The organism is Yersinia sp. 2545 StPb PI (assembly GCF_052217125.1).
In the GTDB taxonomy this organism is placed as follows: Bacteria; Pseudomonadota; Gammaproteobacteria; order Enterobacterales; family Enterobacteriaceae; genus Yersinia; species Yersinia enterocolitica_E.
Genome location: NZ_JAZGPY010000001.1, coordinates 1,986,345 through 2,009,615 on the forward strand (window position 1 = coordinate 1,986,345; position 23,271 = coordinate 2,009,615).

Consider the following 23,271-nt stretch of genomic DNA (forward strand, 5'->3'; position numbering starts at 1 on the left):
TAGGCGTGGGTCTTCTATTAGGTTATTCTGTTTTACATTGGATTAGTTAATGTAAATGTAAATGGAAATGAATATGGCGGCTTCATCAAATAAAAAGCTCTCGCTGTGGTCATTAACCTCGCTGGTCGTGGGTTCAATGATAGGTGCTGGTATTTTCTCTTTACCTGCTACATTCGGCCGAGCAACCGGAGGATTGGGTGCCATCATCGCGTGGATTATTGCTGGTGGCGGAATGTTAACTCTGGCCTTTGTTTTTCAGACTTTGGCACAACGTAAGCCAGATTTGGATTCCGGTGTTTATATTTATGCTAAAACTGGGTTTGGTGATTATGCCGGTTTTGCCTCAGCCATTGGTTTTTGGGCTGGCGCCTGTATCGGAAGTGTTTCCTATTTTGTTTTGATCAAATCAACATTGGGAGCCTTCTTCCCACTATTTGGTGATGGTAATACGTTATCCGCTGTCTTAATTGCGTCATTAATCTTGTGGAGTTTTCATTTTATGGTGTTGCGCGGCATCAAAGAAGCCGCAGCAATCAATACTATTGCCACCTTTGCTAAAGTTATTCCGATATTTATTTTTGTTATTGTGCTGGCATTTGCATTTCATACAGATACGTTTGCATTAAACTTCTGGGGTTCCCAATCTTTGTCTGGTGTCGGTGATCTCTCCCATTTGGATGACTATGGTTATACCGGTCATGCGGCATTAGATATTGGTGCAACATCAGAGACACTATTTGCTCAAGTGCGCAGTACTATGTTGGTCACCGTATTTGTTTTTGTGGGTATTGAAGGGGCGAGTGTTTATTCCCGTTACGCTAAAGAAAGAAAGCATGTTGGTATTGCTACTGTTCTCGGTTTTATTGGTGTTTTATGTTTACTGGTATTAGTGACAATGCTTTCCTATGGCGTGCTGCTTCGTCCTGATCTTGCTGCTTTACGGCAACCCTCAATGGCTGGGGTGTTAGAACATATAGTGGGTCGATGGGGCGCTATATTTATCAGCATCGGGCTGATTATCTCCGTTATGGGTGCGTATCTGTCATGGACCCTATTGGCGGCTGAAGCACTCTATTCCGCAGCAAAAAGTAATATCATGCCGCAGATATTTGCAACGGAGAATAAGCGCGGGGTGCCATCGGCAGCGGTTTGGATGTCGAATATTTTTATCCAATTATTCTTAATTGTTACTCTCTTCACTGAGTATGCGTTCCAGTTGGCACTGGAACTCACCAGCTCATTAGTTTTGATCCCCTATTTGCTGGTTGCGGCTTATGGGCTGAAATTGGCCTGGACCCGAGAAACCTATTCGGTAGGTTCGGTCGAGCTGAAGAAAGATTTTATTTTTGCTTTGATAGCAACACTATATGCCATATTAATGGTCTACGCGGGCGGGTTGAAATACATATTACTGTCAGCAGTGATATATGGTCCGGGAACTGTGCTGTTTATCATCGCGAAGCGTGAGCAAAAGAGAGCAATATTCGCGCCGATTGAAAAATGTCTTTTTGCCGTGGCCATGATTACCGCTTTAGCCGCTCTGTATAGCCTCGCCACAGGGGTAATTACGGTATAATAACGTCGGTGATACAGTAATTGTCCACTGAACAGAGATGACATTATATTATCGCCACAAACACTTAATCAAAGCTAATGTATTTTGCGCCTATCCCTAACTTTACAATGGATGGGCTTGATCTATAACATAGAGTACGACAGGATCGCGTTGGAATAACTAATGATTAGGTTGATATCCGATAGAAATGTATCCATTATAAAATGCGATTTTTCTTATATAGAGTTAGGATTGGTGTGCGCCAATCAGTAGGTATTGCTTTGAAAAAACAACAAAATATTACCCCGAATAGTGATTATTCTGCGGGAATTGGCGATGCGCAATTTGCGCTCGTGGTTTTACTTACAACATCATGTTTGCTGATTGCAATAACATTGATTGCGATCCTATGGTTAATCTAATGATACGCCATAGAAATTAGGGGGAGTGTATGGATAAGAGCTTGTTTGATGACAACAAAGTCATCGCATTGATCGGTTTACTGTTGGCGGCACTCATTGTCGTCAGTGTCATGTTTGCGATGACCTATATGGCGGATCGCCAACGTAACGAAGCACAACCTATTGATGTACAGAATTGCTATAAAAAGAACTGAAAAGCGTTATTCGCCGGAAAGCAGTGGTAAGCATTCAGGCGAATCGTGGGCATTGCGGAGTGTTATGCCAGCTTCTGATGAATAGCATGCAAGGGCAACGCGATATTCAGGTCAATATCAGTATTTTGCCTGAAATCATACGGAGTGATACCGTAACGTTTTCTGAACATGTAAGTAAAATGTGACTGTGAGCCAAAGCCAAAGTCCAATGCGATATCAAAAATCGTACTATCACTACTTCTTAGTTGATAAACCGCGCCCGCTAAGCGTCTTTCCCGAATGTATTTACCCAGCGATACCCCGGTCACTTCTTTAAATATTTTCTGCATATGCCAAAGCGAATAGCCTGAATACACGGCTAACTCTTCAAGGTAGATGACCCGCCCTAGATGGGTTTCGACCCATTTACTGAGGGCGCAGACTAACGCGAGATGATTTTCTTGTGACATTATTTAGTCTGTTTTTTCTGGATAGGAGTAGAGCAGTATACACAAGTTGAATCGAACAACACAAAACACCAAATTGCTCCCGATTGAACAAAATAGACCATAAAGACTTTTCAGACAGTGTTTGCAAAAGATTTTTCTGGTGCCATAGTAAAAGGGTAGTGTCATCAGGAAGGGGTCTATCCCGAGGATAAAGGGTTGAGTTTGGAAAAATAGAAATTAAAAATGATGAGGTGATCGCATGTTAATAACGGTGATTATGACTCTGATAGCGGTTGTCGGCGTAACCGTTTTTTTAAAGATGCCAGTAATGGTCCTGCATAAAGGTAAAGGCGCAGGAGGTGATGAACTGTGAGATTAGGAATATTGTGATCGATCTACATCTAATGAGTTTCCTCTAGAACCAGGTGATTGATAATTTCATGCCTGGTTTTTTTATATCCTCTTCGTACTGACGTTAGCTTTCTTGCCATCTCATATCTGCTTCTTTCTTTCAAAAAGAGGGGGCAATTGATTAAGCACATCATCGACATCGGTTGTAGGTATTTCATTAGCCAAGGATAATGTTAGTCTCTCGAGTCGACAAGAGCAGTGCAGGTTAAAGAAATATTTCAGCAAGCGTGATATCCTTTTACGATATTACTGAGAAGGAATTATGCATGTCTGAAATGTTTACTAATGACCAAGAGCTGGTGTCAGACTTGGTTGCCTGCCAACTGGTGATTAAGCAAATCCTTGATGTGATTGATATCATTGCTCCGGTGGAGGTGCGAGATAAAATGTCCCATCAACTTAAAGCTATTGATTTCTCTACACACCCGGCAGGGGCGGACCCAGTGACTAAGCGAGCGATTGAGAAAGCCATTGCATTAATTGATATGAAATTTAGCCAAAAATAACAGCTACCGTTTAAGGCTGTCTGCAAGTAGGGCGGTAGTATCAGGCTAGCGGCCGTGGGGGAAATGCACTGCGGGTTATGAATAGCAAACCCGCAGTTCAATTATTCAAAAACGTTATTGCCGATCTTTTTCACTAATGGGCAGTTACTGACACCAATGACACCATTTTCACCGTTTATAAATTGAGCGGTTGTAACAGTTCTTGCCGTCAGATATTTACACTGCAAACCAATGCCTGCGGCGTTTTTCTCACTGCCAATAAGCACGCCATAGCCTGAAAAGAGAAGGCCCAAGTATATGATTGCTACCACCAAAACCAGTCTGAATAAACTCATGTAGTCACTCCATGTAATTAGTTTTACTTATTTTTTAGGATAAATATTTAACAGTTTAACGAGTAATGATAAGTTAGTTAATAGTAAAAATCCTAAATCATATTGATTTATAAGACTAAACAGTAAATTCTTATAAAAAATGATGTTACAGAGCTATAGTGCACATCAGTAATTACATTTTGGCTATAAATGGTTGATGTTTAATACAGTATAATTAAAAAAAACATTACAGAAGGTGCCCGATTTGAACATTAAGAAACTTGTCGCAACGGTAGGGATCATTGCCGTTTGCTGCTTGTTTTATCTATTAGCCCTTGATAGTTATTGCGATCAGGGGGGGACTTTTTCTACCGGTATTTGTGCTATCACTTCGATTATTCCATGGTAAGGATAGCCTATTATGCTTAGCTATAATAACGATAGATAACTATTACTATTAGTTATCGTTATTAAGTATGAATCACTTATTCAGATCCCCTTTGTGGTGGGCAGAGTGATAAGATAGCGCCTTAGCCACGTATGTCATAGGGTAGTCAATGTTAGATACAAATATGGGGGCACTGGGTGTCATCCCAATTGCTTTATCGCTGCTTACTGTCATTTTCTTCTTGATAGTCTGGTTCTTTTTGAGCCGTGCCAGTGTACGAGCAAATGAACAAATCCGTTTGTTACACGAAATTGCCGAACAACAAAAACGGCAAACCGAATTGCTCAATGCTTTACTGGAAAATGCTACGGGTGTCAGGCATGAGCAAGACGATAGTGATATTGTTTCGCCTCTCGACTTCAAAGGGTTTATTCCAGAGCGATAAATCCCCCCGATTCTGATGCTGTCACCAGGCGGTATCAGAATATCGTCGTAGCTAGAGTTATGGTTTCTCCTGCATAGCCGGCATTATCTTTTTGCGCGATGTGAGTTTGCCCCTTTATTTAGCCCAATATACTGCGCTGATTGTCATAAATTTGTCTTATTTTCGCCGTAATGTAGCCAGAACTTTTCAAGACAACGGTGATTCTAATGATTAAATGGTATGAAGAAAGTGACACTGAAGTGAACCGAAATATTGCACTGCTGACAGGGGAAGATCCCGATAAGTGGTATCCATACGGTGGAGTTAAAGGTAAGGACTACTGCAAAAACCCTTCTGATGCCTGGCCTATCATCTATGCCAATAAAATTGGCCTCTATTCCCCTGAAGTTAATGATAATAATCAGTGGAATGCTAGGATTACCAATCCGCAAGGTGAGTGGCAAGCCTATAGCCAAAGTCCACTTCGTGCCGCGATGATTTGTTACCTGCTCAGCCAAGATATTTGAGTAAATATTGATGATTTTCGACCGCGTGGATACCCATATGCTGAGCGCGTGGCGTGACCAACGGTAAGCGATTCTCTGACTGACTTCTTGGAGCTGATGATGAAACGTATTATTAAAGGGGATTCAAATTTATCTCACCTGGTCATTGCCCATGCGGCGATTGACCACCATCAAAAGTCTTATGGTGAGCGGCGCCAAGGCTGGCCTTCAACTTATCTTATCCGCTATAAAAATAATCGCGTGGCGGTTGAAGTTGTCACCCAGCGTCAATCTTATGTCGCGACATTGATGATTGGGGCCAGGAATCTGAGTAAGTTATGTGGCATATCTGCGTTACAACCCTAAACAGGCAAAGCATCATTGTCCTCTAATCAAATCCTTCCCATGTAAACATCGGCTGATTGATCCTTCTCCGATAGTCAGCTAACCACCTTTATTCTTGCTGCAATTAGGTTTAAGTGTTAAAAAACCGCCGCAGATTCATTTATGAAAGCGCTGTTTAGCACGTTAGTGCGTAATAGGTGCGGCAGAGGATAGGATGGAACAGCAGTTGCAGGATTCAACACTAAAACGCGGTTTAAAAAATCGACATATTCAACTGATTGCCTTGGGTGGTACGATTGGGACCGGATTATTTTTAGGGATAGCTCAGACGATTAAGATGGCTGGCCCTTCAGTGATACTCGGCTACGCCATCGGTGGTTTTATCGCTTTTCTCATTATGCGTCAGCTCGGTGAGATGGTTGTCGAAGAGCCAGTTGCAGGTTCATTTAGTCATTTTGCGTATAAATATTGGGGCGATTTCGCTGGCTTCTTATCTGGTTGGAACTACTGGGCGATGTTTATACTGGTTGGTATGGCTGAATTGACCGCCGTCGGTATTTATATTCAATACTGGTGGCCAGAGATTCCCACCTGGGTTTCCGCTGCTGTATTTTTTGTCTTAATAAATGCCATCAATCTTATTAACGTACGAATGTATGGTGAAACTGAATTCTGGTTCGCAATCATCAAGGTTGTTGCCATTATCGGTATGATTGTGTTCGGTGCATATCTGCTGGCTTCCGGTACTGGTGGGCCTGAGGCATCGGTTACTAACCTCTGGGCACAAGGTGGGTTTATGCCCCATGGCTTGAGCGGATTAGTGATGGCGATGGCGGTGATTATGTTTTCTTTTGGTGGCTTGGAGATGGTTGGCATTACGGCCGCTGAAGCTGAAGATCCCCATCACAGTATCCCTAAAGCAACCAATCAGGTTGTCTATCGCATCCTCATTTTTTACATCGGTTCATTGGCGGTACTGCTTTCCCTATATCCGTGGGGCAAAGTGGTTGAAGGCGGTAGCCCCTTTGTGATGATTTTCCATGCGTTAGATAGCAATTGGGTTGCAACAATCTTGAATGTAGTGGTTTTGACCGCCGCGCTATCGGTTTACAACAGCGGTGTTTATTGTAATAGCCGCATGTTATTTGGCTTGGCATCGCAGGGGAATGCGCCTAAGTTGTTGACCCGAGTTAATAAACGTGGCGTGCCTATTCTGTCAATCGCACTTTCGGCGTTGGCCACCTCAGCCGGTGTTGTTATTAACTATGTTATGCCGGGCAAAGCGTTTGAACTGCTTATGGCGCTGGTTGTTTCAACATTGGTCATTAACTGGGTGATGATTTGTTTAGCTCACCTCAAATTCCGGGCTGCGAAGGTGCAAGAAGGCGTAGAACCGCGGTTTAAGGCGCTATGGTACCCATACGGTAATTATCTGTGCCTGGTGTTTCTGTCGTTGATTCTGGTCATTATGTATCTCACTGATGGTATTCAGATCTCAGTGCTAATGATGCCAGTTTGGGTTGCGCTATTGTGGTGCGGTTTTATACTCACTCGGCGTAAACATAAGCGGCATAAACTGAATGTAAATGACTCAGATGCAGCCTGATTGAAGTGTTAGCATAAAAGTGCCGGGCGATTAACTGTATGAAAAATCAAGCCCGGCTGTTATCACCTAAGACGCTATTTGTTGTGTTTAAATAATCAGCAATAAACTAAGCGGATACTCAGCATAGTTTTAATTGATGAGAACTATCGTATTTTTTTGGATCAATTAACGCTAATTGAGATTAATTCTTAATAGTCGCCTATAACCACTTTAATTGCATGGTTTAAATAGTTAAATAATAGAGTCCATTAGAATTGCCAGCGCATCCAGGTAAACAAAACATTACCATTATTATAAGTGCCGGGAATATAGGTGCTTTGTAGTGAAAACTTATTATATTCAATAGAAATAAGTGGCAAAGGCAATGGGACAGGAATGTAATAATATTCATGACGTGCGGTAATGCTGGCGGTAAAGCCTACGCCAAAACGCCAGCCGTCCATCGCTCCCGGTATCCACATTTTTTGATAGCCATAACCTATAATGGGTTCAATTTGGTTGTGCGAATCCATAAATGCCATCGCATACACAGAGTGCCAGTTGTTATCCTCATCATAGCGATACTTGCCATAGCCGATACCCCATGGCCGCTCATTGTATGACTCTATCTTGTCATCATCGTAGGTCCAGCGGTTGTGCCAGGTATTCAGCGGGATATACAGCTCCTGGTTTGGTGAATCCCAGGTAAGCGAGATGTTGCTCGTCAGGCGTTGCCACAAGCTTTCATTGCTGGTTTGCGGGTTATGCTGCCCTATAGATGTCGGTGTTGGCTGATAGTCTTCCTCCGCCAATACAGTAGCGGCCTGACCCCACCATAAGCTACTGAGAATACAGGTGTTGATAATATATTTACAATTCATAACATGGCTCTCTGATGCCCATAAGGCGAAATAAGATATCTGTGCATCAGATAATCTTTGTACTTATCAAAATAAGAGTGATTAATAGATTATTTATAATTGCGTGGAGCTTATAATCTCGAACCTAAACCACACTATAACGATAAAGTAATTTAGAGTTTTCAACTGTACATCAGTGCTATTAAATTCTGTTTCAGAAAAGTTAAGAATATATCAAGAGGAATTTCTCACACTAAATGTAGGTGGATTAGGCTACATTTCACCCTGGTGAATTAACTAATAATGCGTACTTTAGGCGATATTCATGCAGATTAAATAAAGTGCTATCGCACCTTGTTGGTGCGATGCAGCTAATTTTTCTTGTGTATTGCACCTATATAGCACAATACCAGTTCATATGGAGAGCCAATCTTTTAGTATTAAATTTGGCATTTGAGTTTATATTTTTATATAACAAGGGGCTCTCCTTACTGTTGGGGGTAGGTTGTGCAATTGTGCTTCATAACAAAGTCGCCAATAAATTATTTCTGATTTTTGAGCAAAGATAAGATTCAAACTATAACCTGATATTAAGTAAGGGGTTAGCTAGCAAGCTTGCCCCTGTGACAGTCACTAGATGAAGAGAGTGAGCCGTCAGCGCTGGGGAGGGATATATTCAATTATTATATATTTAATGCTAATAAAATTTATACCACTGTGATTTTCGGTTCGATGCTGGGGATGGAAAACAGTAAATATCCACGTAAGCAGTATTATAAAAAGTGTTAGCTGAAATGTTAAAAACCAGTAAGAAAGCGCGATAGGCCAGTATAAAAAAATAGAGCAGAAAATACGATGACCTTCAACAAATTTCAGCATATTTACGCATTCTTTATGAGCAAGCGTTTCAAATATGTGCGACAGGTTCACCCTTGATTAAAAATGGCTTGCCATCGAATACAGAGTATGTGATAACGCATATGGGTAAAACGAGGTACAGTTCTGTATATGTGTGGCATTTTCAGTAAAGAAGTTCTGAGTAAAGACGTTAGCGTTGAATACCGCTTCTCTGCCGATCCTTATCTTAGTGCCTCAAGCAGTAACGACTCTAGTTTGTCTATGTAAACGCCTACGGGCGAGTTAAACAATCCAAAGGAAATACTCAAGATGGCAAAGATCAAAGGTCAAGTTAAGTGGTTCAACGAGTCTAAAGGTTTCGGTTTCATCACTCCAGCTGACGGCAGCAAAGATGTGTTCGTACACTTCTCTGCAATCCAGGGTAATGGTTTCAAAACCCTGGCTGAAGGCCAGAACGTAGAGTTCGAAATCCAAGACGGTCAGAAAGGTCCGTCTGCAGTAAACGTTACTGCAATCTAATCAGCTCTTTTGCTGTAAAAACCCGCCTTTGTGCGGGTTTTTTCGTATTCAGGGTGCGATAAATATTATCTATCCGTTAAGGCAAAATAATTAAGCCGGAATGTTGATTACGGCCTTTAATCCCTGGATGGGTTGGGTCAATCGCTTGCTGCTGGCTGGTTCGGCGGAAACTGGTATATTTGAAGTGACTTTTATTATTATCATCATGTTGAATAGTCGTACAAATAGTACAACTGCCCACATGATCGACTTGATGAATACCTGCACTTCGTAATTGGTGTTCAGCAATGGCCGCTAAGTTGAGGTGGCGAAAACGGGGTGAAATGATATTTTTAGCCAGTGGTAATTTATTAGTAAACCTTTCGACCAACTCCTCATTGACTTCATAGCAGCAAGACTGTGCGGCAGGCCCGATGGCTGCAACCCAATTTACAGGGTCATCATCGCGCGCAATACGCTCAACCATCTTTAAGATAATACCATCAAATAAGCCCCGCCAACCAGCATGAACCACCGCAATGGCTCTCCCTTGTTGTTGGCTAAAAATGATTGGCAGACAATCAGCCGTCAGAACGGTCAATAAAATGCCTGCTTGAGTGGTATAGAAACCATCGGCTTCACCACACTCTTGTCCCGGGGCGGTCACATCGATAATCGTAGTGCCATGAACCTGCTTTTTAATGGCTTGTGAAGCCTGATATGGCAAGAGGCAGGAAGGTAGCAGGGCCGATTTATTGCCAAAACCATGGCAGAGGGTGGTGATCCGGCTAAGTTGTGGTGAAAAATCAGTCATAGAACCTACCTAATGAAGAAAAAGAACGCCACTCAGTGTAAGCCGATTTTTAAGTTATTGACCAGTCACCTTTTCTTTTAAATCGCCGTTAGTGAATTGTTGCAAAAGAATGCATCTTGTATCACTGTTTTGGCACCCGTTAGTGTCTGGGATAGGGTTTAATGGCAGCTATGATGCTCGCTATTCTCCAGGGTTGATCTTAATGATTCCTAAACCAAAAACTGACAGTAATAACTTTATTCGTTGGCGCTTTGGCTTGTTGTGTAGTTGTATTTTAATGTCACTTTTTGGCCTGCTGGCACGGGTTGCCTGGCTGCAAGTTATTGAACCGGATCCGCTGGTAAAAGAAGAGGACATGCGTTCAGTGCGTGTGGTGGCAACACCCAATACACGCGGTATGATAACTGATCGTGGCGGGCATCCGTTGGCGGTCAGTGTCCCGGTCGAGGCCATTTGGGCTGATGCCAAAACGGTACTGGAAAAAGGCGGGGTAGGTACTACCGAACGCTGGCAGGCATTGGCACAGGAACTCAATATGCCAATAGGTCAATTAATCAACCGTATCAATCAAAACCCCAATGCCCGTTTTATCTATCTTGCCCGACAAGTTGAACCTAATGTTGCTGAGTACATTCAACGCTTGAAACTGCCCGGTATCGCGACCAAAGCGGAGTCACGGCGTTTTTATCCGTCCGGTGATGTGGCGGCCAATTTAATTGGTTTCACTAATATAGATGACCAGGGTATTGAAGGCGTAGAAAAGAGCTTTAACTCGCTATTAAGTGGCACCGCTGGCAGTAGAGTGGTACGTAAAGATCGCTTTGGCCGAGTGGTTGAGGATATCTCTTCTACTGATAGCCACCCGGGACAGAATGTTGAACTCAGTATTGATGAGCGTTTGCAGGCTGAAACATCCCATGCGCTGACCAATGCTGTCATGTTTAATAAGGCTGATTCTGGCTCCGCAGTGGTTATTGATATTAATACTGGCGAAGTCTTGGCGATGGCCAACTATCCCACCTTTAATCCGAATAACCACGCAGCCACGGCGGAAGAGAATTTTCGTAATCGGGCTATCAGCGATATTTTTGAGCCGGGTTCGACAGTCAAACCGATGGTGGTAATGACTGCATTACAACATCATCTGGTAAAGCCAGACAGCGTACTGGATACCCATCCTTATGTGCTGAGTGGGCACCAAATTAAAGATGTGGGTTTTTATCCCGCGCTATCGTTGACCGGCGTATTGCAGAAATCAAGTGATGTTGGCGTCTCTCGTCTGGCGTTGGCAATGCCGTCTTCGGCATTAATGGAAACCTATGCGTTGTTTGGTTTGGGAAAACCGACTCAGTTAGGCCTTACCGGTGTAAGTAGTGGGTTAATGCCACAGCGGCAACGCTGGAGTGATCTGGATCGTGCTACCTTTTCTTTCGGTTACGGCTTGATGGTGACACCGCTGCAACTGGCTCGAGTCTATGCCACCATCGGCAGCTTCGGTATTTATCGGCCATTATCGATTACTAAGGTCGATCCTCCGGTGTTAGGGCTACGGGTATTCCCCGAGGATCTGGTGCGGCAAGTGGAACATATGATGGAAAGTGTGGCGCTGCCCGGCGGTGGCGGAATGAAAGCGGCCGTCAGGGGATACCGGGTTGCCGTTAAGACGGGGACTGCTAAGAAGATTGGGCCAAATGGCCAGTATATTGATAAATATGTGGCTTATACCGCGGGTGTCGCGCCTGCCAGCCAACCCCGTTTTGCATTGGTGGTCGTGATAAACAATCCGCAAGGCGGCAAATACTATGGCGGCGCGGTTTCTGCCCCGGTATTTAGCGATATTATGGGGCAAATTTTGCGCACCATGAATGTTGAACCTGACGCTATCCCGGCAGGGATGGTACACCATAGCTGATATTCGACCGATTTATGGCGTTAAACAGTGGCTTGCAACGGTGGAAGTGCTTCTTTAGACTAACGTCGTGTCTGTCCGCGATTCTGGCGGTTATTTGTCTGTCATCTGGAAATCAACCATGTCTTATCAGTGCCCCCTTTGTCATCAGGCTTTGCAGCTTAGCGTGCAGCAGTGGCGTTGCAGCAATAATCATCAGTTCGATTGCGCCAAAGAGGGTTACGTCAATTTGATGCCAGTGCAGCACAAGGGATCGAAACAACCAGGAGATAGCCCGGAGATGATGCAGGCCCGGCGGGCATTTCTTGATGCGGGATATTATCAGCCCTTGCAGCAGAGGGTCTGCGAGCTTCTGGATGCAGCGTTACCACTGGATGCCACCATGTTGCTGGATATCGGTTGTGGTGAAGGTTATTACACCGGCGCTGTGGCAGATAGGTTAAATCGGCGGCGTCAAATGGCTGTTTTCGGTTTAGATGTGGCAAAAGTCGCCGTAAGGTATGGCGCAAAGCGCTATCAACAGGTGAGCTTCTGTGTAGCTTCCAGCCATCGCTTACCTTTTGCTCATAACTCGCTTGATGCGGTATTAAGGATTTATGCACCGTGCAAAGCGGCGGAGTTATCACGTACCGTGAAACCTGGCGGGATTGTGGTTACTGTTGCCCCTGGGCCGCGTCATCTCTATCAGTTAAAAGCACTGATCTACCCAGAAGTACAACTCCACGGTGATGCACAAGAGCACCTTGAGGGGTTTGACTTGCTGAGTTGCGAAAAACTGGCTTATGAAATGAAACTTCCGGGTAAGCAGAGTTTTAATTTATTGCAGATGACCCCTTTTGCCTGGCGGGCATCAATCGAAATGGGGCAGGAGTTGGCTGCGCGGCAGGCATTTATCTGTGAAACTGACTTTGTCATTGCGTTGCACCGCCGCAGAGAAGAGCCTACGGCTGAAATTGCAGCCGTGAGCAGTGACCAATAGTCTATGCTGTTAGCGTTGGCCTGACAGTGTTCGGGCCACGAGTCTTATATAAATTATATCAATCCAGATTTGATTTTTAAAAATCACCAATACCTTAATATTAGCTAACTCCCCTAAGGTAAACTCTCATTATTATTTTAATATATTTATAGTGTGACATTCCCTGGTGTAGAATCATTAATTAACTTAAGTCAAATTCATGGTTTTTTTATATTTTACTGAAGTGGTTTATTTAAGATCTAAGTTTCGCCAGGTTCGACCACCGGATTCAGTCACCAGTATAGAGGGTATGAACCGTACCTCCTCGGCAATTTTTAGTGCTAAATCAGCGACCTCTTGTTTGTTTAGTGTGCCACTGCCATAATTGAATTCCCCTTCAGGCAATTTATAGACTTTTTCCCGACCAATAAGGCGGGTAAAGCCGGCATCAATCATTTTCTTATTAAGTGACTCGTAATCGCCTTCCACTGCATTATGCAAAACAACACTAACCGTAAAGTACGGCATATCTATTTGTTCCAAGCTATAAGATGATTATCTTTATATAGCACAGCACTGACAGCGATATTTTGACCAAAGTCTAATTGCGCGACATACAAACCAATAACCCTGATAAAATTGTGTCATTAAGGGCGATTGAGTTAATGCGCTTCTGATGATTGGTCAATTTGATGAGTGGGTGGCAGTCATCGCCACCCAGACAAGAAGGGTTTAGAGTGAGAGTGATAGCCGGTTACGGCCTGCGTGTTTTGCTGCATAGCAGGCGATATCTGCCTGACGCATGGCTTGTGCGGCATTCTCAGTTTGGCGAGTTAGCGGGACGGCGCCCAGACTTGCGGTAAATGTATACGATTGACCGTGCCAATGAAATTGGATGGCGGCAATATCGGCAACCACAGATTCCAGAATGTCTGTTGCAGGCTTGTTTTGACAATTAAACAACACGATAGCAAACTCATCGCCACCTAAACGGGCAACAATGTCATTTTCACGAACGGCTTGTTGCATGGTTTGTGCCACCATTCTCAGCACCATATCCCCAGCTTCATGACCTGCGGTATCGTTAACATCTTTGAAATAGTCTAAATCGACATAACAGAGGATATGCTGCTCGTTATCCCCCAATTGGCTGATTGACTGGGTGAGCCGCTCTTCCAGTCGACGCCGATTAATCAGGCCAGTTAGCATGTCATGATTGGCCTGATATTGCAGTTCGCGCTGTGCATGGCGGGCGCGAGTCACATCCTGAAATACCACGACCGCGCCAGTGAGTATATTGTCACGATCGCGGATCGGCGAGGCAGAACAGCGAATCTCTTGCCGTTCTCCTTGGCTTGATAATAACTGGCTGCCTTCTGGTAATAAGGTATTGCGCCCCTCGGCCAAACACTGATTGAAGGCAAGTAACTGATTTTTATCTTGCAACGGAGACCACAAAATAAAAACGTCTTCAATAGGCAAACCGCAGGATTCATTTTGGCTACGCACGGTCATCTCTTCGGCTTTGGGGTTCATCAGTACCACACGGCCTTCTGTGTCGAGGGAGATAATCCCCTCCTGGATAGATGACAACACCCGATGCAGTTGCTCGCGCTCTTCATAACGCGCGACCTCACTGGCGCGCAGTGCATCTTCGCGTTGTTTGCGCTCACTCATATCACGGATTATTTCGGCATAACCGAGAAGTTTCCCATTATTGTCATGGACTACTGTTATGACTGTCACTGCCCAGTAGCGCGTCATATCTTTGCGAACCAGCCAGCCCTCACGCTCCATTCGACTCGTCGATGCTGCGGTCTTCAGCAACTTCTCCGGTAACCCGGCGGCAATATCCTCGGGTAAAAAGAAACAACCGAAATGCTGACCAATTATCTCATTACTGGCATAGCCAATATTCCGTTCAGCACCGTGGTTCCAGGTACTGACCCGGCCCCAAGGGTCAAGCATTAAAATAGCGTAATCCTCAACAGTATCAACCATTAAGCGAAAACGCTCTTCACTGATGCGCAGTGCTTCTTCTCGTTGACGACGCTCGGTGAGATCACGGACAATTTTGGTAAATCCCAACAGTTTGCTACTGTCATCATGCATTGGGTTAATTGCTACACTGGCCCAATAGCGAATACCGTTTTTGCGCACATGCCAGCCTTCGCTCTGGTAATTACCTTCTGCGGTGGCTTTGGCGAGTGATTTCTCCGGCACCCCAGCAGAAATATCCTCCTGTGTGAACAGCAACGCAAAATGTTCACCGATTATTTCATCGCTGGTATAGCCTTCATTCCGTTCTCCACCTTTATTCCAGGTGAGAATTCGGCCATGAGTATCGATCATGTAAATAGCATAGTCTTCAACTTCACTGATCAGATGACGAAACTGTTCCTCACTCTTTCGCAGCGCATTTTCGCGCTGCCATTTATCCGTCAAGTCGCGGGTGACATGGACGAATCCCTGCAAAATATGGTCTGAATCATGCAGCGCACTCAGCGTAATATTACCCCAAAAACGTTTACCATTCTTACGCACCCGCCAGCCCTGGGTTTCATAGTGGCCAAACTGATTGGCATGTTGCAGCCCTTTGGTCGGTAATTTGTTCGCCAAATCCTCTGGGGTATAAAACAGTTCAAAAGATTGACCAATAACTTCTTCGCTAGCGTAACCGGCATTGCGTTCTGCGCCACTGTTCCAAGTGAGGATATGTCCTTGAGCATCAATGATGTATATGGCGTAGTCATCAACGGCTTCAATCAAGAGCCGGAAAATATGATCGTCAAATGATGCTGGATGCAAAGCCATTCCTGTATTTCCTTGAATTAATATTCAGCCACCTTTGGCTGAGCGGATCGAGAGCCAGAAGGGTTAATCTGTTATTGCGGTAAAAGTAATGTAGCAGTCTATCGCTAACAGATGAAATTAGGTAATGAGAATTTTCTTACCAGAAATAAATACACGATAAGAATTGTAATGGATATGAGGGTTACGCTTATCAAGCCTGTCACTACGGGACTTCAGGTAAGGAACTGATGTCAATATAACAGGGAGAAAGAATAAATCGCCTTATTAATAATAGGGGGTGGCGTGAATAACCCATAAAAATTGACTTAAGTAGGGAAGGGGAAATTAGTCTGGTCGTATATAAAAGTAATTTACGCAATCATTTCCCCTCATTTGGGGCCATAAGATTACCGACCGAGATCATGTTCATTACATAACTGATCTAATTTTTTCACGATACAAAAAATAACCCCGCAGAAGTGCAGAAATGCTTGCATCGGCAACTGTTATCAGGATAATTCTGAATCCTTATAATAAGCATTCTCATTATTAACAAAATTGCAAACTTCAGGGGCATCAACACGATGAATCAAACTATCTCTACCCGCGCAAATCAGAAGCGGCTTGCACCACGTCTTTTGTGCGTGATGATCGGTGCGGCATTAGGGACTTTGTCTGCATCTGTATGGGCAGCAACAGCCACAGACAATACGGCTGAAAGCAGCAAAAAGGCTAGCACAACAGCTGATGCCACTCAGGTTGATAGCAGCAAAACAACGGATACTATTACCGTGGTAGGGACGCAAGAGACCTTCCGTGCCGGTGGTAATGATCTTATTCCAACCTATCTGGACGGTCAGGTAGCTAACGGTGGGCGTATTGGCTTCCTGGGGCAGCAAGATGCGCGCAACGTACCTTTTAACGTGATTGGCTACACATCTAAATTGGTAGAAGACCAGCAAGCGCGGACACTGGCTGATGTGGTCAAAAACGATGCTTCAGTACAGAACGTGCGCGGCTACGGTAATGCTTCACAGAACTTCCGTATTCGTGGTTTTAATCTCGATGGGGATGATATCTCGTTCGGCGGTCTGTTCGGCGTACTGCCACGTCAGGTGGTTGATACCAGTATGGTCGAGCGAGTTGAAGTGTTTAAAGGCCCGAACGTATTTGTAAACGGTATTTCGCCGAGCGGCAGCGGTGTGGGAGGGATGATTAACCTGGAGCCTAAACGTGCCGGTGATACTCCATTGACGCGTGTTAGTGTGGATTATACTTCTTCTGCCAAGGTTGGTGGTGCGTTGGATGTCGGTCGCCGCTTTGGTGACAATGACCAATTCGGTGTGCGGGTTAATGTGCTGCACCGCGAAGGCGAAACGGCGATTCATGATCAGAACGAGCGCACGACCGCACTCTCAACCGGTTTAGATTACCGTGGTGACCGCGCCCGTACTTCTTTAGATATTGGATATCAAAAACAAACCGTTCACGGTATGCGTACTGATGTTGCCATTGGTAGTGCGACGGTGATTCCAGAACCACCGGCAGCCACCTTAAACTATGGTCAGCAGTGGGTCTATACCGATATGGCAACCACCTTCGGTATGCTGCGTAGTGAGTATGATTTAAGCCAGAACTGGACGGTATACGGTACCCTCGGTGCCAGCCACAATGACGAAACCGGGCAATATGGCTCACCAACGCTGACTGATAATAATGGCAACGCCACCATCAGCCGTCTGTATGTGCCTTATGTTTCGGACTCTATTGCTGGTTTAGGGGGGATTCGTGGTCATTTTGAAACCGGCCCAGTAACCCATAAGATGAATCTCGGTTATGCCGCTAACTACCGAACGGCTAAATCTGCCTGGAATATGTCAGGACCAGTAGACACCAATATCTATAACCCAGGGGTAATCCCATTCCCCCCAACTGCTTTTGCTAGCCCTAATCAAGACCCAACACTAAACAGTCAGGTTCGGGCCAGTAGCATCTCGGTGTCGGATACCCTGTCGGCAATGGATGATAAAGTGCAGTTGATGCTGGGGCTGCGCCGTCAGGAAGTGGTTATTCGCAATTTTGACAGTGGTGTACCAGACAGTAAAAACGTGCAAGATGCCATGAAAGTGACACCGGTATATGGCTTGCTGGTTAAACCGTGGGAAAATGTTTCCCTGTATGCTAACCACATTGAAGCATTATCGCCGGGGAAGGTCGCGCCTTGGTATACCGCCAATGCGGGTAATGTTACCGGTATTATTCATGCTAAACAGAATGAAGTTGGTGTGAAATTCGATAACAAGCGCTATGGCGGTACCTTGGCTCTGTTTGAAATCACCAGACCTGCCGGTGCCATTGATGCAACAACCAATATCTACGCCTTGGGTGGTGAACAGCGTAACCGCGGCGTTGAACTGAACGTATTCGGTGAACCGGTATTTGGTACTCGTCTGTTAGGTAGTGCCGTGTGGTTGGACCCGATACTGACCGAAGCGCAAAGCAGCCAAAATAATGGTAATTATGCTGTGGGTGTGGCTCGCTATCAGTTAGTGTTTGGCGGTGAGTACGATATTAAAGCAGTAGAAGGTTTGACGGCTACTGGTACTGTCACACGTTCTGGTTCGCAGTATGCTAACCAAGAAAACACCTTAAAACTAAAACCATGGACCCGTCTGGATCTGGGCATGCGTTACACCATGCCGCTGAAAGAGACCAATCTGATCTGGCGTGCGAATCTCGAGAACGTGACCAACGAACGTTACTGGGAGTCGGTTGAAGATACCGGTACTTATATGTATCAAGGTAATCCGCGTGAGCTAAAACTGTCTGTTTCCATGGACTTCTAATCCGAGGTTGATGCCCGTTTGCTAAGCGGCATCTGAACCATAAAAAACCCCGCGATTCTTTGAATGCGGGGTTTTTTTTTGCCCAATGATTTTATCGGCAGAATAGACGCGTTTTAGCCATTAAGCGACCCGATAGATGTGCTCATACAGAATATTAAAGCCGATCGCTATCAAGACTATCCCACCAATGATTTCGGCACGCTTACCCAATAATGGGCCAATATAACGGCCAATCAGCATACCTAAGGTAGCCATAATCATGGTCGCCAGACCGATCGCCATGGCGGTGTGGACAATATTCACTTGTAAGAAGGCTAAACCGACACCAATTGCCATAGCATCAAGGCTGGTAGCAATTGCGGTCATGACCAAAACCCAGAAGCTGTGGCTGCGCATTTTTTCAGTCTCTGCAACTTGTTGTTTCGCACCCTCAAAAATCATGCGGCAACCAAGAATAAACAGCAGACTGAAAGCAATCCAGTGATCCCATTCCAGAATATATTGACTGGCGAACAGGCCGATACACCAACCTATGAGTGGGGTGATAGCTTCTATTACGCCAAAAATAAGGCCAGTACGTAGTGCTTCTCGAAAACGGGGTTTGTGTAGACTGGCGCCTTTACCAATAGATGCAGCAAATGCATCCATAGACATAGCAAAAGCAAGGATAAGAGTTGCAGATAGATTCATAGCAATAAACTCGGCCGGGCGGCTCCATATACACGTAACCCACCCCCAACCTAACGACGGAGCTACGTGTCTATGGTCTCGCCAACCTTACCTGGCTACCCGTACCACGTTTCAATAGATGAAACGAGTATGTTGATACGGGCGTTTCTGCTTATCAATAAATACCCTTCAATTACGTTAGGTACAATTGCACAGAAACCGGCTACTCCCCATGAACGGCGCAACCTTAACATATAAATTATTATATCGACAACCCCAAAGATAATAAGACAAATTACTATTACTGATAATGATTTTCATTATCGAGATTTTTGTGCGAAATAGTACATATAAACATCGATAACAATGTGGGAATAAGCAGGATAAGAGACAAGAGTCTTGCTGGGAAATTAATCAGTTGAGTAGGCACTCAATAGACCTATTTCCCAAGGATGTTGTTTTGTTATTGATTTTCAAGGAAAAAATTATAGATTTTCTCTAGGTCATCTAATTGTTTAACCTGGATTAATAATCTGCGCTGCTCTAAATCAATGACTAAGATTCCATCTTCAGATAAATTCATACTTTTTATTCGGCTATATTCAATAAAAGCATTAGCGTAGAAGAAACCGGTATTTTTAAACAATAATTTGGGCCAACGGATATAAGAGATATAAACCGCAATGAGCGCTAAACCCACTAATAAATAGGTGGTTAACGGTGCACCATTCGCCATGACATTATTGTAAATGAGGATAGCTATCAGTCCGACAAAGATGGCGCAGTCGATTTTGCTTTTACGTTTTAAGTGAACTTGCAGCCGGGTCTTCCCTTTCATCATGTTCATGATGAATTCATCATAAATAGCATAAGCGAGCAGTAGGGCGATAAAAACAATTAAAACGAGATCAGTAACCGACATGCAACAACTCCCAAGAGATACATCCCCATCATCTTTCAAACCACAGGTGTGTTGCTGCCACCTTCCTGCACTTTGAAATCTATTGGGTATTGGTATCTATCCTAAAAAAAACCGGGAGTAAACCCCCGGTTTTTACCAAATCTAATCAGAACATTAAGGTGCCAGGAAGCCAATCCAGTAACCGAAGATACCGATGGCGAAGAAGCCCATAATAATCCACAACGCGTTAACTTTACGACGTAATAGCCACATACAGCCGAACGTTAACAGTAATGGCACCAAACCTGGCATCAACTGGTCAAGAATGGTTTGCACCGTAGTTACTGTGGTCTGACCATTCTGATTGGTTATCTTGGATACCACCACCGGTATGTTGACGTGGGTCCACTTGTTAACCAAGGCCCCCATAACAAACAGGCCGAGGATAGACGCCCCTTCAGTCAGTTTTTGCAGCAGGCCACCGTCCATATCGCTGACGATATTGACGCCTTTTTTATAGCCATAGGCCACACCGTAATAACGGGTCAGCAAACGTACCAGGTTAAACAGTACAAAGAACAGTAATGGGCCAAGTAAACTGCCGCTCATTGCGATACCGGCACCAAGAGCTGCCAACACCGGGCGCACAGTACCCCAGAATATTGGGTCACCGACACCTGCCAGCGGCCCCATCAGACCGACTTTTATCCCGTTAATTGCCGCATCGTCAATCTCGGCACCATTGGCTTTCTGCTCTTCCATCGCCAGCGTTACGCCCAGAATTGGCGCGGCAACGAAAGGTTGGGTGTTGAAGAATTCCAAATGACGTTTGATTGCCTGCTTACGCTCTTCCGAGTTCTCAGGGTATAAACGACGGATCGCCGGCACCATTGAGAAGCAGAACCCCAGCGCCTGCATACGTTCGAAGTTCCACGACCCTTGGAAAAGGTTAGAGCGGATAAACACCCCGCGAATATCAGCAGGCGTGAGTTTCTTTTCACCAGTCGCTGTGGTTTTATCAAGCACAGTTGTTGTATCAACCATTTCTCTCACCTTTTCCTAGTCTAATTCGTTATCAAGGTCATTATTGGACGGGCCAGACTGTACAACCTGAGACTTGTTGTATTTAGGACTGAGCTGGATATAAAGAAGGGCCATAACCACACCAATAACACCCAATGCCACCAGGTTGAAGTTGGTAAATGCGGCGGTCACAAAACCTAAGTAGAAGAATGGCATCAGGTAGCCGGCACGCATCATGTTGATAACCATGGCGTAACCTACTACGACGATCATACCACCGGCGATATTCAGGCCACTGGTAACCACATCAGGAATCGAACTGAGCAGCATCTGAACTTCAGATGTCCCAACAGACAGGGCAACGATCAGGGCAGGGATAGCGATACGCATCGCCTGCAAGAACAGGGCTGAAATGTGGATCCAGGTTATCGCTCGTAGGCTGCCACGTTCGGCGGCTCCGTCGGCGGCGTGCTGGAAGGCCACAGTAATGGTACGGACGATAATGGTTAATACCTGACCGGCTGCTGCTAGCGGAATAGCCAGTGCGATACCTGCACCGATGTCTTGGCCACCTGCAATAACCAGAATAGTAGAGATAATCGAGGCTAACGCGGCATCAGGCGCTACTGCGGCCCCGATGTTCATCCAGCCGAGAGCGATCATCTCTAAAGTACCACCGATAATAATACCGGTTTTCATATCACCTAAAACCAGACCTACCAGAGTACAGGCGACCAGGGGACGGTGAAATTGGAACTCATCCAGAATGGAACCCATCCCGGCGATACATGCAACTATGAATATCAGCACAATCTGAAGAGTTGTGATCTCCATTGTACTTCTCCTATGACCAAAAAAGCTGAGTAAAAATAACCGTGTTCCAAACAGAACAGGGCATTACCTTTCTACGTAGTTTTTAATAAAGCTATTTATTAAGTTTGCTGATTAAATCCATCATCTTGAGTCGGCTATCCGAAGAGACTTTCCGAACTTCCAGCTCAATACCACGGGCATTTAATTTATTAAAAGCTTCAATATCTTTTTCATCAACGGAGACCGCATTATTCACCTGGGTTTTACCCTGACGGAATGCCATACCACCGATATTGACTGACTTGATGTCTACACCACCCTCAACCACACGGACGACGTCAGTTGGGTTAGTAAATAACAGCATGACCCTGTCTTTGGCATATTTCGGGTTGTCATAGACGCGAATCGCTTTTTCAACATCAACGACGTGCGCGGTGACGCCGGGAGGAGCAACTTGCTTTAGCAACGTACTGCGCATTTTGTCAGCAGCAACTTCGTCGCTGACGACAATAATACGATTTACGTTAGTTTCTTTGGTCCAGCGGGTGGCAACCTGACCATGTATTAAGCGGTCATCAATACGCACCAACCCAATCTTCATATGATCATTGGGGCCTAAAGCGACGGCTGGGGCCGCGACTTTACGTGCAGCGGCAGGGGGTTGCGGTTGAGTGGTAGCCACATCAGGTTCGACGGTTTTTAATGCTTTAACTCCCTCACGACCGGTTTGCACCGCGATTTTAACCAATTCAGCAAATGATGGGTTATCATCACGAGCCATAAAGGTTTCAACCAGCATCGGGATATTAACCCCGGCAACGACCTCATAATTTTCTTTATCAGTAACAATACGACTGGCAGCGTTAAACGGGCTACCACCCCAGGTATCAACCAGGAATAGAACACCACTGCTGGTATCAAGCCCGGTCAATTTACCGTTGTATTTCTCAATCAACGTTTCGGCATTTTCACCGGGGACGAAATCGATATAAGCGACGTTAGCTTGTTCGCCTAAAATCATTTCAGCTGTTTTCAGCAGTTGTTCTGCCGCAGCCCCATGTGTGCCGATGATAATAGCTATACTCACTCGCTACCCCCTCTGTTAACTCAGAATTGAGTCCTAGCACGTAACAGAAAATCCAGTAATCACCCACAGCATTTCGGTATACATTGAATCTATTATGATAGTCACAATATCAGCGTACTGCTGATGATTTATTCGCAACACAAATGAATCGATTCAAGTAGGCC

General features: G+C 44.9%; 25 protein-coding genes and 1 riboswitch. Of the genes, 14 read left to right on the plus strand and 11 right to left on the minus strand.

Features of this window, described 5'->3' with window-relative positions; translation table 11 throughout:
* The first annotated feature begins 73 nt into the window (after window positions 1–73).
* The 3 genes from V1955_RS09095 (at window position 74) to V1955_RS09105 (ending at window position 2,171) form a co-directional block, all read left to right on the plus strand.
* Window positions 74–1,576: a basic amino acid/polyamine antiporter gene (locus tag V1955_RS09095; protein ID WP_083158576.1), complete on the plus strand. Its 1,503-nt coding sequence runs from the start codon at window positions 74–76 to the stop codon at window positions 1,574–1,576.
* A gap of 203 nt (window positions 1,577–1,779) precedes the next feature.
* Window positions 1,780–1,977 carry a hypothetical protein gene (locus V1955_RS09100; RefSeq protein WP_083158577.1) on the plus strand — a complete coding sequence of 66 codons (198 nt, stop codon included), beginning with the start codon at window positions 1,780–1,782 and terminating at the stop codon, window positions 1,975–1,977.
* A gap of 29 nt (window positions 1,978–2,006) precedes the next feature.
* Window positions 2,007–2,171, plus strand: coding sequence for a hypothetical protein (locus V1955_RS09105; protein WP_083158578.1), 165 nt, complete (start codon window positions 2,007–2,009; stop codon window positions 2,169–2,171).
* A gap of 62 nt (window positions 2,172–2,233) precedes the next feature.
* Here the strand turns inward: V1955_RS09105 and V1955_RS09110 are convergent, their stop codons facing one another.
* Complete coding sequence (locus tag V1955_RS09110; RefSeq protein ID WP_038632374.1) at window positions 2,234–2,620, minus strand: helix-turn-helix domain-containing protein; 387 nt, start codon at window positions 2,618–2,620, stop codon at window positions 2,234–2,236.
* Window positions 2,621–3,276: 656 nt separating this feature from the next.
* Here V1955_RS09110 and V1955_RS09115 point away from each other — a divergent pair.
* Entirely contained in the window at window positions 3,277–3,516 is a 240-nt protein-coding gene (locus tag V1955_RS09115; RefSeq protein ID WP_083158579.1) for a DUF2766 family protein, read from the plus strand.
* Between the two features lie 101 nt (window positions 3,517–3,617).
* On the opposite strand, the gene V1955_RS09120 is transcribed toward V1955_RS09115, so the two are convergent.
* Window positions 3,618–3,851 carry a YobH family protein gene (locus tag V1955_RS09120; RefSeq protein WP_442820810.1) on the minus strand — a complete coding sequence of 78 codons (234 nt, stop codon included), beginning with the start codon at window positions 3,849–3,851 and terminating at the stop codon, window positions 3,618–3,620.
* 244 nt (window positions 3,852–4,095) lie between these two features.
* On the opposite strand from V1955_RS09120, the gene V1955_RS09125 reads away from it, so the two are divergent.
* The 5 genes from V1955_RS09125 to V1955_RS09145 all read left to right on the plus strand — a co-directional run bounded on the left by V1955_RS09125 (window position 4,096) and on the right by V1955_RS09145 (window position 7,099).
* Window positions 4,096–4,239 carry a PhoP/PhoQ regulator MgrB gene (locus V1955_RS09125; RefSeq protein WP_072081862.1) on the plus strand — a complete coding sequence of 48 codons (144 nt, stop codon included), beginning with the start codon at window positions 4,096–4,098 and terminating at the stop codon, window positions 4,237–4,239.
* 148 nt (window positions 4,240–4,387) lie between these two features.
* A complete protein-coding gene (locus tag V1955_RS09130) occupies window positions 4,388–4,663 on the plus strand; it encodes a YebO family protein (protein WP_083158580.1) in 276 nt (91 codons plus the stop codon).
* 206 nt (window positions 4,664–4,869) lie between these two features.
* Window positions 4,870–5,169: a phage protein NinX family protein gene (locus V1955_RS09135; RefSeq protein ID WP_083158581.1), complete on the plus strand. Its 300-nt coding sequence runs from the start codon at window positions 4,870–4,872 to the stop codon at window positions 5,167–5,169.
* Between the two features lie 96 nt (window positions 5,170–5,265).
* Complete coding sequence (locus V1955_RS09140) at window positions 5,266–5,514, plus strand: DUF4060 family protein (RefSeq protein WP_442820811.1); 249 nt, start codon at window positions 5,266–5,268, stop codon at window positions 5,512–5,514.
* A gap of 193 nt (window positions 5,515–5,707) precedes the next feature.
* Window positions 5,708–7,099 carry an amino acid permease gene (locus tag V1955_RS09145; protein WP_442820812.1) on the plus strand — a complete coding sequence of 464 codons (1,392 nt, stop codon included), beginning with the start codon at window positions 5,708–5,710 and terminating at the stop codon, window positions 7,097–7,099.
* A 248-nt stretch (window positions 7,100–7,347) separates the two neighbouring features.
* Here V1955_RS09145 and pagP read toward each other — a convergent pair whose 3' ends face one another.
* The gene (gene pagP, locus V1955_RS09150) at window positions 7,348–7,959 is read right to left on the minus strand and encodes a lipid IV(A) palmitoyltransferase PagP (protein ID WP_083158584.1); all 612 of its coding nucleotides are present in this window, start codon (window positions 7,957–7,959) and stop codon (window positions 7,348–7,350) included.
* 987 nt (window positions 7,960–8,946) lie between these two features.
* On the opposite strand from pagP, the gene V1955_RS09155 reads away from it, so the two are divergent.
* Window positions 8,947–9,063, plus strand: a complete 117-nt coding sequence (locus V1955_RS09155; protein ID WP_002211058.1) for a DUF2627 domain-containing protein — start codon at window positions 8,947–8,949, stop codon at window positions 9,061–9,063.
* A 42-nt stretch (window positions 9,064–9,105) separates the two neighbouring features.
* Window positions 9,106–9,315, plus strand: a complete 210-nt coding sequence (gene cspE, locus V1955_RS09160; RefSeq protein ID WP_002221949.1) for a transcription antiterminator/RNA stability regulator CspE — start codon at window positions 9,106–9,108, stop codon at window positions 9,313–9,315.
* A 76-nt stretch (window positions 9,316–9,391) separates the two neighbouring features.
* On the opposite strand, the gene pgeF is transcribed toward cspE, so the two are convergent.
* On the minus strand, window positions 9,392–10,108 hold the full coding sequence (gene pgeF, locus V1955_RS09165; protein WP_083158585.1) for a peptidoglycan editing factor PgeF: 717 nt from the start codon (window positions 10,106–10,108) through the stop codon (window positions 9,392–9,394).
* A gap of 202 nt (window positions 10,109–10,310) precedes the next feature.
* Between pgeF and ftsI the strand changes: the two genes are divergently transcribed.
* Together ftsI and rlmA are read left to right on the plus strand one after the other, a co-directional pair.
* Window positions 10,311–12,020, plus strand: coding sequence for a peptidoglycan glycosyltransferase FtsI (ftsI, locus tag V1955_RS09170; protein WP_442820813.1), 1,710 nt, complete (start codon window positions 10,311–10,313; stop codon window positions 12,018–12,020).
* Between the two features lie 118 nt (window positions 12,021–12,138).
* The gene (gene rlmA, locus V1955_RS09175) at window positions 12,139–12,996 is read left to right on the plus strand and encodes a 23S rRNA (guanine(745)-N(1))-methyltransferase (protein WP_083158587.1); all 858 of its coding nucleotides are present in this window, start codon (window positions 12,139–12,141) and stop codon (window positions 12,994–12,996) included.
* Window positions 12,997–13,224: 228 nt separating this feature from the next.
* On the opposite strand, the gene V1955_RS09180 is transcribed toward rlmA, so the two are convergent.
* Both V1955_RS09180 and V1955_RS09185 read right to left on the minus strand, forming a co-directional pair.
* Window positions 13,225–13,503 carry a hypothetical protein gene (locus V1955_RS09180; protein WP_083158588.1) on the minus strand — a complete coding sequence of 93 codons (279 nt, stop codon included), beginning with the start codon at window positions 13,501–13,503 and terminating at the stop codon, window positions 13,225–13,227.
* Between the two features lie 204 nt (window positions 13,504–13,707).
* A complete protein-coding gene (locus V1955_RS09185; protein WP_442820814.1) occupies window positions 13,708–15,789 on the minus strand; it encodes a PAS domain S-box protein in 2,082 nt (693 codons plus the stop codon).
* Window positions 15,790–16,352: 563 nt separating this feature from the next.
* Between V1955_RS09185 and V1955_RS09190 the strand changes: the two genes are divergently transcribed.
* Window positions 16,353–18,614 carry a TonB-dependent receptor gene (locus V1955_RS09190; protein ID WP_193784645.1) on the plus strand — a complete coding sequence of 754 codons (2,262 nt, stop codon included), beginning with the start codon at window positions 16,353–16,355 and terminating at the stop codon, window positions 18,612–18,614.
* Window positions 18,615–18,734: 120 nt separating this feature from the next.
* Here V1955_RS09190 and mntP read toward each other — a convergent pair whose 3' ends face one another.
* The 5 genes from mntP to manX all read right to left on the minus strand — a co-directional run bounded on the left by mntP (window position 18,735) and on the right by manX (window position 23,107).
* Window positions 18,735–19,304, minus strand: a complete 570-nt coding sequence (gene mntP, locus V1955_RS09195) for a manganese efflux pump MntP (RefSeq protein WP_083158590.1) — start codon at window positions 19,302–19,304, stop codon at window positions 18,735–18,737.
* Window positions 19,305–19,314: 10 nt separating this feature from the next.
* Window positions 19,315–19,527, minus strand: a riboswitch (yybP-ykoY riboswitch).
* Window positions 19,528–19,746: 219 nt separating this feature from the next.
* On the minus strand, window positions 19,747–20,205 hold the full coding sequence (locus tag V1955_RS09200) for a DUF986 family protein (RefSeq protein ID WP_083158591.1): 459 nt from the start codon (window positions 20,203–20,205) through the stop codon (window positions 19,747–19,749).
* A gap of 153 nt (window positions 20,206–20,358) precedes the next feature.
* Window positions 20,359–21,228 carry a PTS mannose transporter subunit IID gene (locus tag V1955_RS09205; protein ID WP_083158592.1) on the minus strand — a complete coding sequence of 290 codons (870 nt, stop codon included), beginning with the start codon at window positions 21,226–21,228 and terminating at the stop codon, window positions 20,359–20,361.
* 15 nt (window positions 21,229–21,243) lie between these two features.
* Window positions 21,244–22,041, minus strand: a complete 798-nt coding sequence (locus V1955_RS09210; protein ID WP_004701713.1) for a PTS mannose/fructose/sorbose transporter subunit IIC — start codon at window positions 22,039–22,041, stop codon at window positions 21,244–21,246.
* A gap of 91 nt (window positions 22,042–22,132) precedes the next feature.
* Window positions 22,133–23,107: a PTS mannose transporter subunit IIAB gene (gene manX, locus V1955_RS09215; RefSeq protein ID WP_083158593.1), complete on the minus strand. Its 975-nt coding sequence runs from the start codon at window positions 23,105–23,107 to the stop codon at window positions 22,133–22,135.
* Window positions 23,108–23,271 lie beyond the last annotated feature (164 nt).

What these genes read in the sequence shown, in the direction of transcription:
- V1955_RS09095 (WP_083158576.1), top strand. Translation starts at nt 74, where the DNA reads ATGGCGGCTTCATCAAATAAAAAGCTCTCGCTGTGGTCATTAACCTCG.
- V1955_RS09100 (WP_083158577.1), top strand. Translation starts at nt 1,780, where the DNA reads ATGCGATTTTTCTTATATAGAGTTAGGATTGGTGTGCGCCAATCAGTA.
- V1955_RS09105 (WP_083158578.1), top strand. Translation starts at nt 2,007, where the DNA reads ATGGATAAGAGCTTGTTTGATGACAACAAAGTCATCGCATTGATCGGT.
- V1955_RS09110 (WP_038632374.1), bottom strand. Translation starts at nt 2,620, where the DNA reads ATGTCACAAGAAAATCATCTCGCGTTAGTCTGCGCCCTCAGTAAATGG.
- V1955_RS09115 (WP_083158579.1), top strand. Translation starts at nt 3,277, where the DNA reads ATGTCTGAAATGTTTACTAATGACCAAGAGCTGGTGTCAGACTTGGTT.
- V1955_RS09120 (WP_442820810.1), bottom strand. Translation starts at nt 3,851, where the DNA reads ATGAGTTTATTCAGACTGGTTTTGGTGGTAGCAATCATATACTTGGGC.
- V1955_RS09130 (WP_083158580.1), top strand. Translation starts at nt 4,388, where the DNA reads ATGTTAGATACAAATATGGGGGCACTGGGTGTCATCCCAATTGCTTTA.
- V1955_RS09135 (WP_083158581.1), top strand. Translation starts at nt 4,870, where the DNA reads ATGATTAAATGGTATGAAGAAAGTGACACTGAAGTGAACCGAAATATT.
- V1955_RS09140 (WP_442820811.1), top strand. Translation starts at nt 5,266, where the DNA reads ATGATGAAACGTATTATTAAAGGGGATTCAAATTTATCTCACCTGGTC.
- V1955_RS09145 (WP_442820812.1), top strand. Translation starts at nt 5,708, where the DNA reads ATGGAACAGCAGTTGCAGGATTCAACACTAAAACGCGGTTTAAAAAAT.
- pagP (WP_083158584.1), bottom strand. Translation starts at nt 7,959, where the DNA reads ATGAATTGTAAATATATTATCAACACCTGTATTCTCAGTAGCTTATGG.
- V1955_RS09155 (WP_002211058.1), top strand. Translation starts at nt 8,947, where the DNA reads ATGTGTGGCATTTTCAGTAAAGAAGTTCTGAGTAAAGACGTTAGCGTT.
- cspE (WP_002221949.1), top strand. Translation starts at nt 9,106, where the DNA reads ATGGCAAAGATCAAAGGTCAAGTTAAGTGGTTCAACGAGTCTAAAGGT.
- pgeF (WP_083158585.1), bottom strand. Translation starts at nt 10,108, where the DNA reads ATGACTGATTTTTCACCACAACTTAGCCGGATCACCACCCTCTGCCAT.
- ftsI (WP_442820813.1), top strand. Translation starts at nt 10,311, where the DNA reads ATGATTCCTAAACCAAAAACTGACAGTAATAACTTTATTCGTTGGCGC.
- rlmA (WP_083158587.1), top strand. Translation starts at nt 12,139, where the DNA reads ATGTCTTATCAGTGCCCCCTTTGTCATCAGGCTTTGCAGCTTAGCGTG.
- V1955_RS09180 (WP_083158588.1), bottom strand. Translation starts at nt 13,503, where the DNA reads ATGCCGTACTTTACGGTTAGTGTTGTTTTGCATAATGCAGTGGAAGGC.
- V1955_RS09185 (WP_442820814.1), bottom strand. Translation starts at nt 15,789, where the DNA reads ATGGCTTTGCATCCAGCATCATTTGACGATCATATTTTCCGGCTCTTG.
- V1955_RS09190 (WP_193784645.1), top strand. Translation starts at nt 16,353, where the DNA reads ATGAATCAAACTATCTCTACCCGCGCAAATCAGAAGCGGCTTGCACCA.
- mntP (WP_083158590.1), bottom strand. Translation starts at nt 19,304, where the DNA reads ATGAATCTATCTGCAACTCTTATCCTTGCTTTTGCTATGTCTATGGAT.
- V1955_RS09200 (WP_083158591.1), bottom strand. Translation starts at nt 20,205, where the DNA reads ATGTCGGTTACTGATCTCGTTTTAATTGTTTTTATCGCCCTACTGCTC.
- V1955_RS09205 (WP_083158592.1), bottom strand. Translation starts at nt 21,228, where the DNA reads ATGGTTGATACAACAACTGTGCTTGATAAAACCACAGCGACTGGTGAA.
- V1955_RS09210 (WP_004701713.1), bottom strand. Translation starts at nt 22,041, where the DNA reads ATGGAGATCACAACTCTTCAGATTGTGCTGATATTCATAGTTGCATGT.